At 52.2% G+C, this 13,227-nt stretch carries 13 protein-coding genes; 7 read left to right on the top strand and 6 right to left on the bottom strand.

Translation table 11 applies throughout. The features are described 5' to 3' along the window. The first annotated feature begins 144 nt into the window (after nucleotides 1-144). The 7 genes from HMPREF0908_RS02960 to HMPREF0908_RS02930 all read left to right on the top strand — a co-directional run bounded on the left by HMPREF0908_RS02960 (nucleotide 145) and on the right by HMPREF0908_RS02930 (nucleotide 5,756). The gene (locus tag HMPREF0908_RS02960) at nucleotides 145-615 is read left to right on the top strand and encodes a PTS sugar transporter subunit IIA (RefSeq protein ID WP_006689951.1); all 471 of its coding nucleotides are present in this window, start codon (nucleotides 145-147) and stop codon (nucleotides 613-615) included. Nucleotides 616-688: 73 nt separating this feature from the next. Then, nucleotides 689-973 (top strand): PTS sugar transporter subunit IIB, encoded by a 285-nt coding sequence (locus tag HMPREF0908_RS02955; RefSeq protein WP_006689950.1) that lies wholly within the window; start codon nucleotides 689-691, stop codon nucleotides 971-973. A 34-nt stretch (nucleotides 974-1,007) separates the two neighbouring features. After that, nucleotides 1,008-2,270 (top strand): PTS galactitol transporter subunit IIC, encoded by a 1,263-nt coding sequence (locus HMPREF0908_RS02950; RefSeq protein ID WP_006689949.1) that lies wholly within the window; start codon nucleotides 1,008-1,010, stop codon nucleotides 2,268-2,270. Between the two features lie 130 nt (nucleotides 2,271-2,400). Then, the gene (locus tag HMPREF0908_RS02945) at nucleotides 2,401-3,441 is read left to right on the top strand and encodes a galactitol-1-phosphate 5-dehydrogenase (protein ID WP_040572364.1); all 1,041 of its coding nucleotides are present in this window, start codon (nucleotides 2,401-2,403) and stop codon (nucleotides 3,439-3,441) included. A 13-nt stretch (nucleotides 3,442-3,454) separates the two neighbouring features. Further along, nucleotides 3,455-4,492: a zinc-binding dehydrogenase gene (locus HMPREF0908_RS02940; RefSeq protein WP_006689947.1), complete on the top strand. Its 1,038-nt coding sequence runs from the start codon at nucleotides 3,455-3,457 to the stop codon at nucleotides 4,490-4,492. Nucleotides 4,493-4,600: 108 nt separating this feature from the next. Continuing rightward, nucleotides 4,601-5,065 carry a ribose 5-phosphate isomerase B gene (gene rpiB / locus HMPREF0908_RS02935; RefSeq protein ID WP_006689946.1) on the top strand — a complete coding sequence of 155 codons (465 nt, stop codon included), beginning with the start codon at nucleotides 4,601-4,603 and terminating at the stop codon, nucleotides 5,063-5,065. Further along, nucleotides 5,037-5,756 carry a ribulose-phosphate 3-epimerase gene (locus HMPREF0908_RS02930; protein ID WP_071585450.1) on the top strand — a complete coding sequence of 240 codons (720 nt, stop codon included), beginning with the start codon at nucleotides 5,037-5,039 and terminating at the stop codon, nucleotides 5,754-5,756. Before rpiB ends, HMPREF0908_RS02930 begins: the two co-directional genes overlap by 29 nt. An 87-nt stretch (nucleotides 5,757-5,843) precedes the next feature. On the opposite strand, the gene aroH is transcribed toward HMPREF0908_RS02930, so the two are convergent. From aroH to HMPREF0908_RS02900, 6 genes are all read right to left on the bottom strand, one after another. After that, on the bottom strand, nucleotides 5,844-6,203 hold the full coding sequence (gene aroH / locus HMPREF0908_RS02925; protein WP_006689944.1) for a chorismate mutase: 360 nt from the start codon (nucleotides 6,201-6,203) through the stop codon (nucleotides 5,844-5,846). Between the two features lie 3 nt (nucleotides 6,204-6,206). Next, on the bottom strand, nucleotides 6,207-7,802 hold the full coding sequence (locus HMPREF0908_RS02920) for an ABC1 kinase family protein (protein WP_006689943.1): 1,596 nt from the start codon (nucleotides 7,800-7,802) through the stop codon (nucleotides 6,207-6,209). A 69-nt stretch (nucleotides 7,803-7,871) separates the two neighbouring features. Further along, on the bottom strand, nucleotides 7,872-9,497 hold the full coding sequence (locus tag HMPREF0908_RS02915) for an ABC-F family ATP-binding cassette domain-containing protein (protein WP_006689942.1): 1,626 nt from the start codon (nucleotides 9,495-9,497) through the stop codon (nucleotides 7,872-7,874). Between the two features lie 17 nt (nucleotides 9,498-9,514). Next, nucleotides 9,515-10,264, bottom strand: a complete 750-nt coding sequence (locus tag HMPREF0908_RS02910) for a glucosaminidase domain-containing protein (RefSeq protein WP_040572362.1) — start codon at nucleotides 10,262-10,264, stop codon at nucleotides 9,515-9,517. Between the two features lie 48 nt (nucleotides 10,265-10,312). Further along, complete coding sequence (locus HMPREF0908_RS02905) at nucleotides 10,313-11,578, bottom strand: hypothetical protein (RefSeq protein ID WP_006689940.1); 1,266 nt, start codon at nucleotides 11,576-11,578, stop codon at nucleotides 10,313-10,315. A gap of 167 nt (nucleotides 11,579-11,745) precedes the next feature. Next, nucleotides 11,746-13,176 (bottom strand): amino acid permease, encoded by a 1,431-nt coding sequence (locus HMPREF0908_RS02900; protein ID WP_050755854.1) that lies wholly within the window; start codon nucleotides 13,174-13,176, stop codon nucleotides 11,746-11,748. Nucleotides 13,177-13,227: the final 51 nt, after the last annotated feature.

Genomic DNA, 13,227 nt, shown 5'->3' with positions numbered 1-13,227 from the left:
CATTTACAATTGCGGAAAAGAGGGACAACATGATTCTTACTTTTCCGCTTTACAGGAATATTTCAGGAAATAGATATGTCTATGAAGAGCGTTGTAGAAACAGTATAATAATATTATATTCTTTATAGTGGAAGGAGGAAGAGCATGGACGTTGCACTTAATGAGGATTTGGTACTCATGGAGGTGGATGCAAAAGATAAGTTCGATCTTCTTCGCCAGGCAGCGCAGTGTCTTCAAACGCATGGCTATGTTAAGGAAAGTTATGCGGATGCGGTCATTGAAAGAGAGAAGGTATTTGCGACTGGTCTGCCGACAGTGATGGGGGGTGTAGCGATTCCACATACTGACGTGGAACATGTAAATACCCCTGCAGTTTGTATTGTACGACTCAAAAAACCGGTAGATTTCGTTATCATGGGGGATGACACAGAGACAGTGTCTGTGGACTGCATCTTCATGCTGGCAATGAAGGAGGCTCACGCCCAGCTGACACTGCTGCAGAATCTGATGGGGATCCTCCAGGATGCTGATGCCCTGAAGCTTGTAAAAGAAGGAACATCGGCAAAGGAAATTTGTGCCTTTGTAAAGGGGCGCCTGTCACAAGTGGCGGAGTAGAAGTTAATCTGTCTTATTTGTGCGGTGGAAAAGTTAATATATTTTTTTAAACCCAGTATGGAGGTAATTTAAAATGGCAGATAAAAAGCGCGTACTTGTTGCATGTGGTACAGGTATAGCAACTTCGACAGTTGTGTGTAAACGAGTTGAAGATCTTCTCAAAAATAACGGAATTGAAGCGGAAGTGATTCAGTGCAAGATTGCTGAAATTGGTACTTATGAGGAGCAGGCAGATTTGCTTGTGACGACAACGATTCCATCCCGTGAATATAAAATTCCCGTTGTAAAAGCTGTGAACTATCTTACCGGCATGCAGACGGAGAAAACGGATCAGGAAATTTTGTCGGCACTGCAGTAACTGCGTGTGAATTTTACTGAATGGAGGAAAAGTTATGGTTTTAGAAGTTGTGCAGTTTATTCTTGGATTAGGTCCAACCGTCATGCTTCCGATCGTTATAACGATCATAGGCATGTGTTTTGGTCAGGGATTTAAGAAAGCGTTTCAATCTGGCATTACGATCGGTGTTGGATTTGTTGGAATCAACTTGGTTATTGGGCTTCTGACCTCCAATCTTGGTGATGCAACGCATCAAATGGTTGAACGTTATGGTCTTGCGCTGAACATCATTGATGTTGGTTGGCCTGCTGCAGCTGCTATGACATGGGCATCTCCAATTGCCGCGATCATGATTCCAATCAGTATGCTCGTCAACATCGCAATGCTCATGACCAAGACAACCAATGTTGTCGATATCGATATTTGGAACTACTGGCACTTTGCAGCAGCTTCCGCAACGGTGCTTGTGCTCACTGGCGGCAATTGGATTCTTGCTATTATCGCGGGTGTTGTTTACGAGATTGCCGTCCTGAAGATTGCTGATTGGACAGCGCCAATGGTACGTGATTATTTCGGTATGGAGGGGCTTTCCTTCCCAACGGGATCCACGTGTGCACAGGGCTTAATTGGTATTCCTATCGTTAAAGTAATTTCAAAGATTCCAGTTATTAAGGATCTTAAAGCGGATCCGGATGCCATTCAGAAGCGGTTTGGTATTTTCGGTGAACCTCTTATGATGGGGCTGATCCTTGGCCTCCTCCTTGGAGCACTTGCAGGCTATCCTCTGGCAAAGATTCTCCAGATCGGTGTCATCATGGCTGGTGTCATGTTCCTTATGCCGCGTATGGTCAAGATCCTGATGGAAGGGCTCATCCCTGTATCTGAGTCTGTTAAAGCCTATCTGCAAAAGAAAGATTTTGGCAAAGATCGTGAACTTACGATAGGTCTCGACGCAGCTGTTGCAGTTGGTCATCCAGCTGTTATCGCTACGGCTCTTGTACTAGTTCCCTGTACGCTCTTCCTTTCTGTGGTTATTCCCGGCAACAACGTTCTTCCGTTTGGTGATCTTGCTACGATTTGTTTCTATGTAGCATTCATTGTTGGTGCAGCACGCGGAAATATTGTGCATTCTGTATTGGCAGGGATGATTGTTATGGGGCTGGCGCTTCTGATGGCGACCAATATTGCAGAGTTCCATACATCCATGGCAATTGACGCACAGTTCCAGATGCCGGCAAATACGACGATGATTTCAAGTCTTGATCTTGGCGGCAACTTCCTTAACTGGGCAGTTATTAAGGTCTTCCAGTTTTTCTAATACACATATTGCTATGTTCTGAACATGAGAGCCCCGATAGTTCACACCTTGAGGTGTTGAGCAATTGGGGTTTCATGTTAGGTACTTTTAGGTACAGGTTTTTGCACTATCTGAATATGGAGGGTAAATCGTGAAAGCAGGCGTTATATATAACACCGGTGATATCCGTTATGATGATTTTCCAGATCCAACCTGTGGTGCGGATGATATTATTGTACGCGTTGCAGCGTGTGGTATTTGCGGATCGGATTCGCCGCGCATCTTGAGTGGTTGGAAATATCCGCTTCCTGGTGTTCCCGGGCATGAGTTTTCCGGAACGGTTGTTGAAATTGGAAAAAATGTCAGGAAATTTCATGTCGGAGACAACGTAGCTGTTCAGCCGTTTATTCCATGTAATGCTTGTGATAATTGTCGTGCAGGATATGTGTCCATGTGTGATGGGGCACAGATGCTGGGGGCAGATATGCCGGGCGGATATGCTGAGTACTGCCGAGTGCCGGCGACTAATGCTATTGTGCTTGGTGATGTGAATCTTGTCGAAGCCGCACTCCTTGAGCCTTGTGCTGTATCTCTTTATGGTGTCCTTGGTATTCAGCCTGTACTTGGTGATACGGTGGCTATTCTTGGCTGCGGAACGATTGGACAGCTTGCGTTGAGATGGTTTCGTCTTGCCGGTGTTCGCCGTATCATCGCTGTAGATATTTCACCTGTCAAGCTGTCAGAAGCACGTGCTCTTGGGGCAGATGAATGTGTCAATGGGATGAAAGAGAATACCGTTGAAGCAATTCTTGAACTGACACATGGAAAAGGCGTAGATATTGCGATGGAGACAGCTGGCTCCAAAATTACGCAGGAGCAATGTCTGCTGGTCGCAAAGAAGCGTGGCAAAGTCGGATTCCTTGGTATTGCGCGCTCTGATATTCTGTTAAAGGAAAAATCCTTTGAGAGTATTTTCCGCCATGAGCTTACACTGCGAGGATTTTGGAACTCTTATGCGGCACCATTCCCTGGCCCCGCGTGGATGAAGAGCATCGAGGCATTTCAGGATGGGACGATTGATTTTAAGCCGTTTATTTCACATAAGTTCTCGTTGTGTGATGTAGCAACTGTATTTGATATGATCAGGGATAGGAAAGAGGAGTATAATAAAATCCTGTTTGTTATGGAGTGAGGGAGGAAAACAGATGAAAGCTTTAGTTAAGACACAAAAGGGGGCAGGGAACTGGGAGATCCTCAACAAGCCTGAGCCCTCTGTCGGAGAAGGCCAGGTAAAGGTGCGTGTCGAATATATTGGAATCTGCGGTAGTGATCTGCATACCTTTGAAGGGCACTACAATGTTAATGCCGAAGGTCTGACGATTGGTCATGAATTTGCCGGAGTTGTCGCAGAAGTGGGAGCTGGCGTTACGAATGTCAAGGTTGGAGATCGTGTTACCTCCGAGACAACATTCACCATCTGCGGACATTGCCGTTATTGTGCAAACGGAGAATATAATCTGTGTCCTAGCCGCAAAGGCCTCGGAACACAACAGGATGGCGCTATGGCACAGTATGTGCTGACGCGTGCCAAGAGTCTGCATATTCTTCCAGAGAATGTAACGACGCGACAGGCATCTATCACTGAGGCAGCAGCTTGTGCACACCATGGCGTAAATAAGGCAAAGTTCGACAAAGGTGCTATTGTCTTGGTGCTGGGCCCTGGACCAATTGGCCTGCTTGTTGCTCAGGTGGTTATGGCTTATGGCGGACGTGTTGTTATGACAGGTCTGACACAGGATATGGGACGCCTTAAAATCGCAAAGGAGAAGTTTGGTGTTGAACACATTGTTGACGTTCAGAAGGAGGATGTCAAGGCGATCGTCGAAAAACTGACAGATGGTTACGGTGCTGATGTTTGTTATGACTGCACGGGAGCGGTTCCCTCTATGCACCTTGGAATGGATCTTCTGAAGAAGAAGGGGCAGTATGTGCAAATTGGTCTTTTTGCAAAAGATGAAGTTTCTGTCGATTTCTCCAAGATCATCCAGAAGGAACTAACCGTTTGCGGCAGCCGGAGTCAAAACACGCATGATTGGGAGCCCACGCTGAAACTTATGAGTGAGCATAAGATTGATGCAGACAAGATGATTACACATGAAGTCGGCATCGATGAGTGGGATCGAGCATATCATCTGCTTAAGAGCGGAGAGGCGACGAAGATTGTCATGCATCCAATCGGCTGATGCAGGAAAGATGATGCTGAGCGGGTACAGCACTGTGTGGGTGCTGTGCCCGCTTTTGCCAGCAGCCTTGGAGAAAAGGGGTTCTAAGCAGAAAGAGGAGGGATATTCATGAGGCCTGTAATCGTGTTTGGTTCAGATCATGCCGGCTATCATATGAAGGAGTTTTTGATTAGAGAACTTGAACAGAATGGTTATCAAATAGAAGATAGGGGCCCTTTTTGTAAAGATCCTGTTGATTCAGGGATATATGCCATTGCTGTTGCTGAGGAAGTAGCACGGCATCCGCAGGTAAAACTGGGGGTATTGATCTGCGGTACCGGAATTGGTATGTCCATGATGGCAAATAAAGTGGTTGGAATCCGTGCCTCATTGGTTTCTGATTTGTTTTCTGCAAAGATGACGCGGGCGCATAATGCGGCGAATGTCCTTTGCCTTGGTGCACGTATTATTGCTGAAAATATGGCATTGGAAATTACAAAAACATGGCTTGCTGCAGAGCCATTGGGAGGAAAGTATGCGGCTCGTGTGGCACATATGATGGCATATGAGAAAGAGAGATGTGACCGTGGGTAGGAGTGTAAAATTTACAGATCATGCACTTGCCGTGTCTGCCTCTGTTTCCTGTATGGATATTGGTCATTTGAGTGATGCCATTGATAAAGTCAATCGTTCGGATGTCGCCTTCTGGCATTACGATGTTGTGGATGGAGTATTTAACCAGTGCCTTATCCTAGGTGATCTCCTCTATCCATATCTCAAGGAGAAGAGCCGGCTTCCCATAGAGATACACCTTGCTGTAGAGCAGCCGGAACGATATATTGACATCTTTTCGCGCTATAAACTCGATTATATTGCCGTGCATGCTGAAACAATGAACGAACCGGAGCGTGTTTTCAGAAGAATTCGTGAGTGCGGTGCACTGCCTGTTCTCGCCTATCGTGCCGAGACTCCTCCAGGTGAGGATTTTGTTGATTTGGCAAAGAAGTGTGCGTGGGTATTAAAACTCACTGTTAATCCTGGGTTTTCTGGTCAAAAAATTCAGGACGCGGCAGTTCGGCATATTCGAGAAATGTCAGATCGACTGATTCATGCCGGGATAGGCTGCCGTATACAAGCAGATGGTAATGTCAATGAGAAAACAGTGCACACGCTGTATGAAGCAGGGGCACGGATCTTTACTGGGGGAAGCTCCGGACTCTTTACGAAAGAGCGCAGTATTCAGGAGAATGTGGTTCGCCTCATTCAATCTGCGCAGTGCTCATAAAGTATTTTTGGTGGGAACTATTGTGCTTGCTTTAGTTTATAAGAAAAGCGTCGCTGCAAATACAGTGACGCTTTTCTTGTGTTATACTTACCCCTCCAGATCCGGCCGCAGATCTGCTGCAGCGCGGAGATAGACGTGGTGGATGCTGCTCTGGGGCGTATCGGTATTGACGAGGAGGAGGACGCGGATGCAGTGCGGGAGACTGTCCTCGATGGCGCACTGCCGCGCGTCAAAGAGTGGGACGAGGTCAAATCCTGCGATGCGGCGCACACCTGCCGTGGGGAATGCCGCCGTGAGATCTTCAGTGGCGCTGAAGATGGCAGCACCGATGTCGGCAGGCGTGATGTTGTTTGTGCACAGGATTTTCGTGACGAGTTCCTGGGCTGCCTGCCAGATTTCTTCTTTTTCGTTGCGTCCAACGGTAATGGCGCCGCGTATGCCACGCATACTCTACACTCCCTTGTGAATATCCCAGATGAGCCGTAGGCTCAGGATGAATGCGATGAGATAACCGAGGATGCCGAGAAGGGGGATACCGCCGATCTGCGGCTGCATATTCGTGGTGCAGATGGTGCTCGATGCGATGAGGAGTGCCGCGCAGAGGAGGGAGATGATAAGCTTATTGATCATCTTATCGAGACGCTGCACGGGTTCTTCCGACCCGGTGAGATCGATGTTGAGTTTGGTCTGTCCGCCCATGGTCATCTTGAGGAGGTCGGCAAGCTGCTCCGGGATCTGTACGGACTTGCGCAGGAGCATGATGCCCTCCTGGCGTGCCTTTGAGAGCCCCTCGCGCCATGTCATATCTTGTACGAATCCCAAGGAGAGGCTGCGTGCAAAGATCTCAAGGAAACTGACCTCGGGGGCGCAGCGGCGCATGACAATCTCGACGGTCATGACACCGCGCGCAAACATGGCAAGACCGCTCGGACAGCCGATGTGGTGCATACGCAGGATACTGAGAATCTGATTCGTCAGTACCCCCATGTGTACGTCGGTAAAGTCAAGAGAACCATACTGTTCCATTATGACATCGATGTCCTGATAGAGTCGTGCATGGTCAATGCGCCCCTTGACAATGCCAAGTGCGAGGACGGCTGCCTTCATTTCAAAGGTGTCGTGCGTGGCGAGTGCCCAGATCGCCCGCCGCAATGCCGTGCGGTCACGGTTGCTGAGGCGCCCCATCATACCGAGGTCAATCCAGACGATGTTTCCGCCGCGGATGCGGATGTTGCCGGGATGCGGATCGCCGTGGAAAAAACCGTCCTCAATGATCTGCTTGGCGTAGTTCTCACCGAGCCGTCGCCCAATCTGCGTGACGTTGACCCCTGCCGCCCGGAGGGCATCCGTCTGATCGAGGGGAATGCCGTCGATGTACTCCATGACGAGAATATGTTGGGTGGAGAGATCACGCAGTACGCGCGGGCAGGAGACAAACGGATTATCACGATTGAGGTGTGCGAACTCCTCAATGTGACTTGCCTCAATGAGGAAGTCCATCTCTTGTTTTGCAATGTTCCACATCTCATCCATCAGCGCGCGAAAGTCAACGACATCGTCGCTGCTGACAAGGCGGATGAGGGTGGCGGCGCGTTTCATCAGAGTGAGATCGGTGCGCATGATCTCGTGGATGCCGGGACGCTGTACCTTGATCACAACCTCCTCACCCGAGGAAAGTGCGGCACGGTGCGCCTGTGCGATGCTGGCAGAGCCGAGGGGGGTACTGTCGATCATGCGGAAAACTTTGTTCCACTCGCGGTTATACTCCTGCTCGACGATGGAAAGGATGACGGGGAAGGCGAGGGGCCGTGCTGCCGTCTGCAGCTTCATCAGCTCGTCGCAGTAGTCCGTCGGAAGAAAATCCGGGCGCATGCTCATGATCTGCCCAAACTTGACGAAGGTGGGGCCGAGATCCTCGAAGATGGCGCGCAGTTTCGCGGGGGTGAGACCATGGACGATGTCGTGGCGGCGCAGTACCGTCACCATCTCGCGCAGACGCAGTGCGGCGTTTTTGTTTTCGGTGCTGTGCAGCAGTGCCCCCAGCATGATCTTACCTCCCGACAGAATTGGATTATATCTATGTTTATCGTGTTGTCCAACACAGACGTTGTCGGATTACCCCACAGTCTTGTACTTTTCTGTCAGCTGCTGTTTTACTGTTTCGTTGCTCAGGTACTCGTCGTAGGTTGAGATGCGGTCAACGATGCCGACAGGTGTAATTTCAATGATGCGGTTTGCGACAGTTTGTGTGAACTCGTGATCGCGCGAGGCAAAGAGAATCGTGCCCGAAAATGACATCAGCCCATTGTTGAGGGCAGTGATCGACTCGAGGTCGAGATGGTCGGTCGGCTCGTCGAAGATGAGCACATTCGCCCCCGAGAGCATCATGCGCGAGAGCATACAGCGGACACGCTCGCCGCCCGAGAGCACCTCAGCGCGCTTCTGGCTCTCCTCGCCCGAGAAGAGCATCCGGCCGAGGAAGCCGCGCACGAATGTTTCATCCGGATCCTTGGAGTACTGGCGCAGCCAATCGACAAGGTTGAGCTTTACGCCGTCGAAGTAGGCGGAATTGTCCGAGGGGAGGTAGGTTTGCGTCGTGGTGACGCCCCATTTGAACGTGCCCTCGTCCGCCGCCTCCTCGCCCATGAGGATCTTGAAGAGCATCGTTTTCGCCGCGCCGTTTGGTCCGACGAAAGCAACCTTGTCACCTTTCTTTAGGGTAAAGCTGACGTTCTTAAGAAGCTGACGGCCGTCCACCTCTTTGGACAACCCTTCAACGGTGAGCAGCTGATCGCCCGCCTCACGGTCAGGTGTAAAGGCAATGTACGGATAGCGGCGCGTTGAGGGCTTGATGTCATCGAGCGTGATGCGCTCGAGCAGCTTCTTGCGCGAGGTCGCCTGACGGGACTTCGCAGCGTTGGCGGCAAAACGCTGAATGAAGGTCTGAAGTTCCTTGATCTTCTCTTCTTTTTTCTTGTTTGCATCCTTTGCCATCTGGAGGGCGAGCTGGCTGGACTGATACCAGAAGTCATAATTGCCGGCGTAGAGCGAGATCCTGCCGAAGTCCACATCACAGATGTAAGTACAGACCTGATTGAGGAAGTGGCGGTCATGTGAAACGACAATGACCGTATTCGGGAAGTCCGCGAGGAAGTTCTCGAGCCAATTGATCGAGGCAACGTCAAGGTGGTTTGTCGGCTCGTCGAGCAGGAGAATATCGGGTGAGCCGAAGAGAGCCTGTGCAAGCAGGACGCGTACCTTTTCCGCAGGGGTAAGCTCGTTCATTTTGAGATGGTGCTTGTCGTCCGATACACCGAGACCGTTCAGCAGCTGCGCCGCTTCTGTTTCCGCATTCCATCCGTCGAGTTCGGCGAACTCCGCTTCGAGCTCAGAGGCACGCATCCCGTCCTCGTCGGAGAAGTCGGGCTTTTCATAGAGTGCATCCTTTTCATCCATGATCTCCACGAGGCGTGCATGTCCCATGATAACCGTGCGCAGCACCTCGACCTCGTCATAGGCGTAGTGATCCTGCTGCAGGACAGCGAGACGCTCGCCCGGCGTGATATCTACGATGCCGCCTGTCGGTTCGATATCCCCAGAGAGCAGCTTGAGAAAAGTAGACTTCCCCGCGCCGTTTGCACCGATGATGCCGTAGCAATTTCCGGGCGTAAACTTCAGATTGACGTCTTTGTAAAGGACGCGTTTGCCGAACTGCAGACTGAGATTGTTGACGGTAATCATCTATCCGTTCTCCTTTTCTACTTGCGAAGGATGTCGCGGAACATCGAAAGAATACTCTGTCCATAAGAGTCGCCGGGTACTGCCCAACGTCCGTTCAGATCCTGCCAGTTGCCGAGTGTGCCCGTGCCGTAGACGCTGCGTACGAGGCTGTAACGCGGGTCAACGATGGGGAATGCCGGATGCCGCGTCGATGCGTAGGCAAGCAGATGCTGAATATGAGCGCGGACACCAAGCTGTGAGGTGGCAAAATACGCTCCCTTGACCTCTGTGCTCGTTGTTCCCAGTCCGCAATAGTTGTTCTGGTCAGGCGTGACTGTACCGCCGTAACGGAAAAACCCCGTCTCTTTGAGTGCCTGTGCAAAGGCAACATCAGGGCGGATTCCCTCACGTTCCCCCTCCTCATAATAATAGGAGACAAGTTCCTTCGGTGAGACTGAGATGGCGGGGGAGGGATTTATGCTGAGAAGATAGTCCACACATTGCTGCTGACTGGCGAGCGGAGTGCCGATGATCGCTGTATCGTATTCCGAGAGCGTCTTAGGGACACTAAACTGTGGATGTACTTCTGTTTCTTCTGCCGCTTTGAGCAGATGACCGATGCGTGCGCGGAAATCATCATCCTTTGCCGCATCTGAGCCACGCTCCGTGTGCACCTTGGTCGCTGTACTTGGATCATGAATGCGGCGTGCATCCGCCGTATGTACTGCCAAAATAGAAATACCGAGGGCGGCGGCAAGAGTGCCGCGCAAAAGAATATCCTTACGCAAAAGAATGTACCTCCCATATTTCAGAAGCACGGAGATGCTCCGTGTTCCTTATCGCAGCTGTGGAAACAGCTGCGATAGAACAAGAACTGCCGTCAGCACGGCTGTGCTGCGGTGAATATGATGATGAGCCCCACCCGCTGCCGTGAGCAGCACCCATGTCAAGAGGGCAAGTGTCAGTCCCGTTTGCAGGTCATAGGACGTGAGAACGAAGACAGCGAGGACGGCGGTATCGCGCAGTGTGAGACTGGTCGTTATCCGCAGCTGCACGAGTGCATGCCGCAGCAGCATGAGCCCCAGCACAGTGAGTGCAAGCGCAGGCGCGGCGGGAAACTCCGCGAGTGCCGCGAGAAGCGGCGCGCAGGGGAGCAGCAGGAGAAGCAGCAAAGCCACCCACATCGCCGTGGATGGGATGCCGCCGATGTGCCGCTCTTCTGCGGCGGGCAGTGCCGCAGAGATCGGTGCGATGATGAGCGGCGCTGCACCGATGAGGCTGGCGATACCACTGACGGCAAAAACGCGTGTGAGCACAGAATCGGCGGTACGTACACAGCGTACATCTGCCGCGAGGACGGCCGTGCTCTCCACTGTTAGTGCAATGAGGAGCGTTATGCCAAGTCCGATGGCAGCGGGAATATCGAGTGTCCCAACCATCGTTTCCATCGGAAGGACAAGCGCGGGCTGCAAAAATGGTGCGGCAGGGATTTCCCAGAACCCTTCTCCCCATGTGAGCAGCAGAATGATGCCAATGCCGACGGGCAGAGCCGTCGTTTTTTGCTGCACATACAGCAGGAGTACGAGGAGGATGCCGACGAGCGTGAAGTACGTCAGTGGATCGGACAGCATGCCGCCCATCGTGAGCGCCCATGGCGACGGCAGGAGAATGCGCGCCGCCTGTGCCGCCTGCGTCAGTATCCCGAGTGCGAGTGACAGCAGGAGTCCCGTGCGAATCACGGGCGGGAGTCCGTCGATCATGCGCCCCATGAATACGGTACGCATCAGCAGTACACCAATGAGTGCCGTGACAGCAGAGACGATGAGCGCATCCTGCCATGCGATGCCGCGCGCGATGATCTCCTCGTAGACCAGCCATGCCGTGATGGCAGGGGAGGGGAGAAGAATCCGCGTTGCACCATTGCGCGAGACGATGAGTGTCCCAACCGCAGCGGCAAGCACGCCGCCTGTATATGCGCCCGCAAAGGGCATCCCCGCACGCGTGAGCAGTGCTGCAGTCGCAGTGAGCACAAGCACGGCGGCACAGACGAGGACGAATGCACGACAAAGTGCCGCACCAATCCATCCGTACCGCTCGTTCATGTCACTCTCCTACATTACTCAAAACACTTCTATTTTAACACAAAAATAAACGTCGTGCCATAGTCCGTTGTGAAATCTATCCTCCATGACAGCGGGAGGACAAAAAAACTGCTGCAGGAAGACATTTCGTCTTCCTGCAGCAGCCAGCTGTCTACAGGAGAAAATACTTAGGACGATGCGGTGCTGTCACTGTAGGATGATTCACCGTTCGCACTGCTTGAGGAGGCCTTATCCCAGCAGCGATGCTTTGGCGCATAGCTGTTGTAGAAGAAGAAGCCAAGTACCATCAGCACGATGAATGTGATGTTTGTGACCGCCGACAGTGCCCAGATCAGATATAGGCAGACTGCCATGCCGATCGGTGCGAAGAGATAGAGCGCCGGGAAGTGGAACGTGCGCGGCAGATCGGGGGAGTTGCGGCGGAGCTGGATCAGACCGACAAAGACGATGAAGAATGCCGCAAGAACACCGGTGTTCGCGAGCTCGACGATGTAGAGCATCGGCACGCAGCCTGCGATGAACGCGATGAGCGCCGAGCCGACGAGCGTGATGAAGTACGGCGTGCCATACTTCGGATGGATGTTTGCCATCGACTTTGGGAGGAAGCCGTCACGCGACATGGCAAAGAAGACGCGTGCCTGACCGAAGATGTAGACGATGAGGGTCGTGATCATACCGAAGAGGATGCCGACCGTAACGAGGTTCGCGAGGCTCGTGTAGCCGATGAGACGCAGACAGTAGGCGACAGGATCTGCGCGATCGAGATCCGTGTAGGGGATCGTCGCCGTGAGGACGAGTGCCACAACGGAGTAGATGCAGAGGCAGACAAAGACCGATGCGATAATGCCGATCGGGAGACTCTTCTCCGGTGTTTTGCACTCCTCGGCGGAGGTTGCGACCGTATCGAATCCCATGAAGGAGAAGAACACGACCGCTGCGCCTGCCATGATGCCGCCGGCACCGAACGGGAGGAACGGATCGAGGTTCGCCGCCACTGCATGGGGCGACGTGACCACAACGTAGGCAACGATCGCGCACAGCGTGAGCGAGATGAGGATCGTGTTGAGACGCGAACTCTCCTTCGTGCCATGAGCGAGGATGGCGCCGATGATGAGCGTGATGACAACGGCGGGCAGATTGATGATACCGCCCTCCGGTGCTGTTGTGAGGAGTGCTTTCGGTATCTCCATGCCGAGGGACGCCATCATCCCGGAGAAGTAGGCGGAGAATCCGACGGCGACCGCACTCGCGGTAACGATGTAGCCGATGATCAGTGACCATCCGCAGAGGAATGCCATGCCCTCACCGAGGGAGGCAAACGTATAGGCGTATGCACTGCCCGCTGCAGGGATGAGCGACGCCAGCTCTGCGTAGGCGAGACCGACGAGCATACAGAGGAGACCTGCTGCAATAAAGGAAAGAACAATACCGGGCCCGGCATAGCGTGCTGCACCAATACCGGTCAGGACGAACACGCCTGAACCGATGATGCCGCCGATGCCAAGGAAGGTCAGATCCACTGTGCTCAGCGTGCGGAGCATGCCGCTGTCCTTACGCTGGGCACTGAAGTCTTCCAGTGTTTTTTTCTTAAAAAACATAAAGCCTTCACGCCTTTCTTTTAAAATATTGTAAAACAAAACTTGTAAAAA

Source organism: Centipeda flueggei ATCC 43531 (genome assembly GCF_000160695.1).
Classification (GTDB): domain Bacteria; phylum Bacillota; class Negativicutes; order Selenomonadales; family Selenomonadaceae; genus Centipeda; species Centipeda flueggei.
The sequence above is the reverse complement of the archived record's forward strand: the minus strand, read 5'-3'. Positions and strand labels throughout refer to the sequence as shown.

Excerpts from the sequence above, each read along its gene's own strand:
- HMPREF0908_RS02955 (WP_006689950.1), top strand. The coding sequence starts at position 689 with ATGGCAGATAAAAAGCGCGTACTTGTTGCATGTGGTACAGGTATAGCA.
- HMPREF0908_RS02920 (WP_006689943.1), bottom strand. The coding sequence starts at position 7,802 with ATGCTGGGGGCACTGCTGCACAGCACCGAAAACAAAAACGCCGCACTG.
- HMPREF0908_RS02960 (WP_006689951.1), top strand. The coding sequence starts at position 145 with ATGGACGTTGCACTTAATGAGGATTTGGTACTCATGGAGGTGGATGCA.
- HMPREF0908_RS02915 (WP_006689942.1), bottom strand. The coding sequence starts at position 9,497 with ATGATTACCGTCAACAATCTCAGTCTGCAGTTCGGCAAACGCGTCCTT.
- HMPREF0908_RS02940 (WP_006689947.1), top strand. The coding sequence starts at position 3,455 with ATGAAAGCTTTAGTTAAGACACAAAAGGGGGCAGGGAACTGGGAGATC.
- HMPREF0908_RS02930 (WP_071585450.1), top strand. The coding sequence starts at position 5,037 with ATGAGAAAGAGAGATGTGACCGTGGGTAGGAGTGTAAAATTTACAGAT.
- HMPREF0908_RS02905 (WP_006689940.1), bottom strand. The coding sequence starts at position 11,578 with ATGAACGAGCGGTACGGATGGATTGGTGCGGCACTTTGTCGTGCATTC.
- HMPREF0908_RS02900 (WP_050755854.1), bottom strand. The coding sequence starts at position 13,176 with ATGTTTTTTAAGAAAAAAACACTGGAAGACTTCAGTGCCCAGCGTAAG.
- rpiB (WP_006689946.1), top strand. The coding sequence starts at position 4,601 with ATGAGGCCTGTAATCGTGTTTGGTTCAGATCATGCCGGCTATCATATG.
- HMPREF0908_RS02950 (WP_006689949.1), top strand. The coding sequence starts at position 1,008 with ATGGTTTTAGAAGTTGTGCAGTTTATTCTTGGATTAGGTCCAACCGTC.
- aroH (WP_006689944.1), bottom strand. The coding sequence starts at position 6,203 with ATGCGTGGCATACGCGGCGCCATTACCGTTGGACGCAACGAAAAAGAA.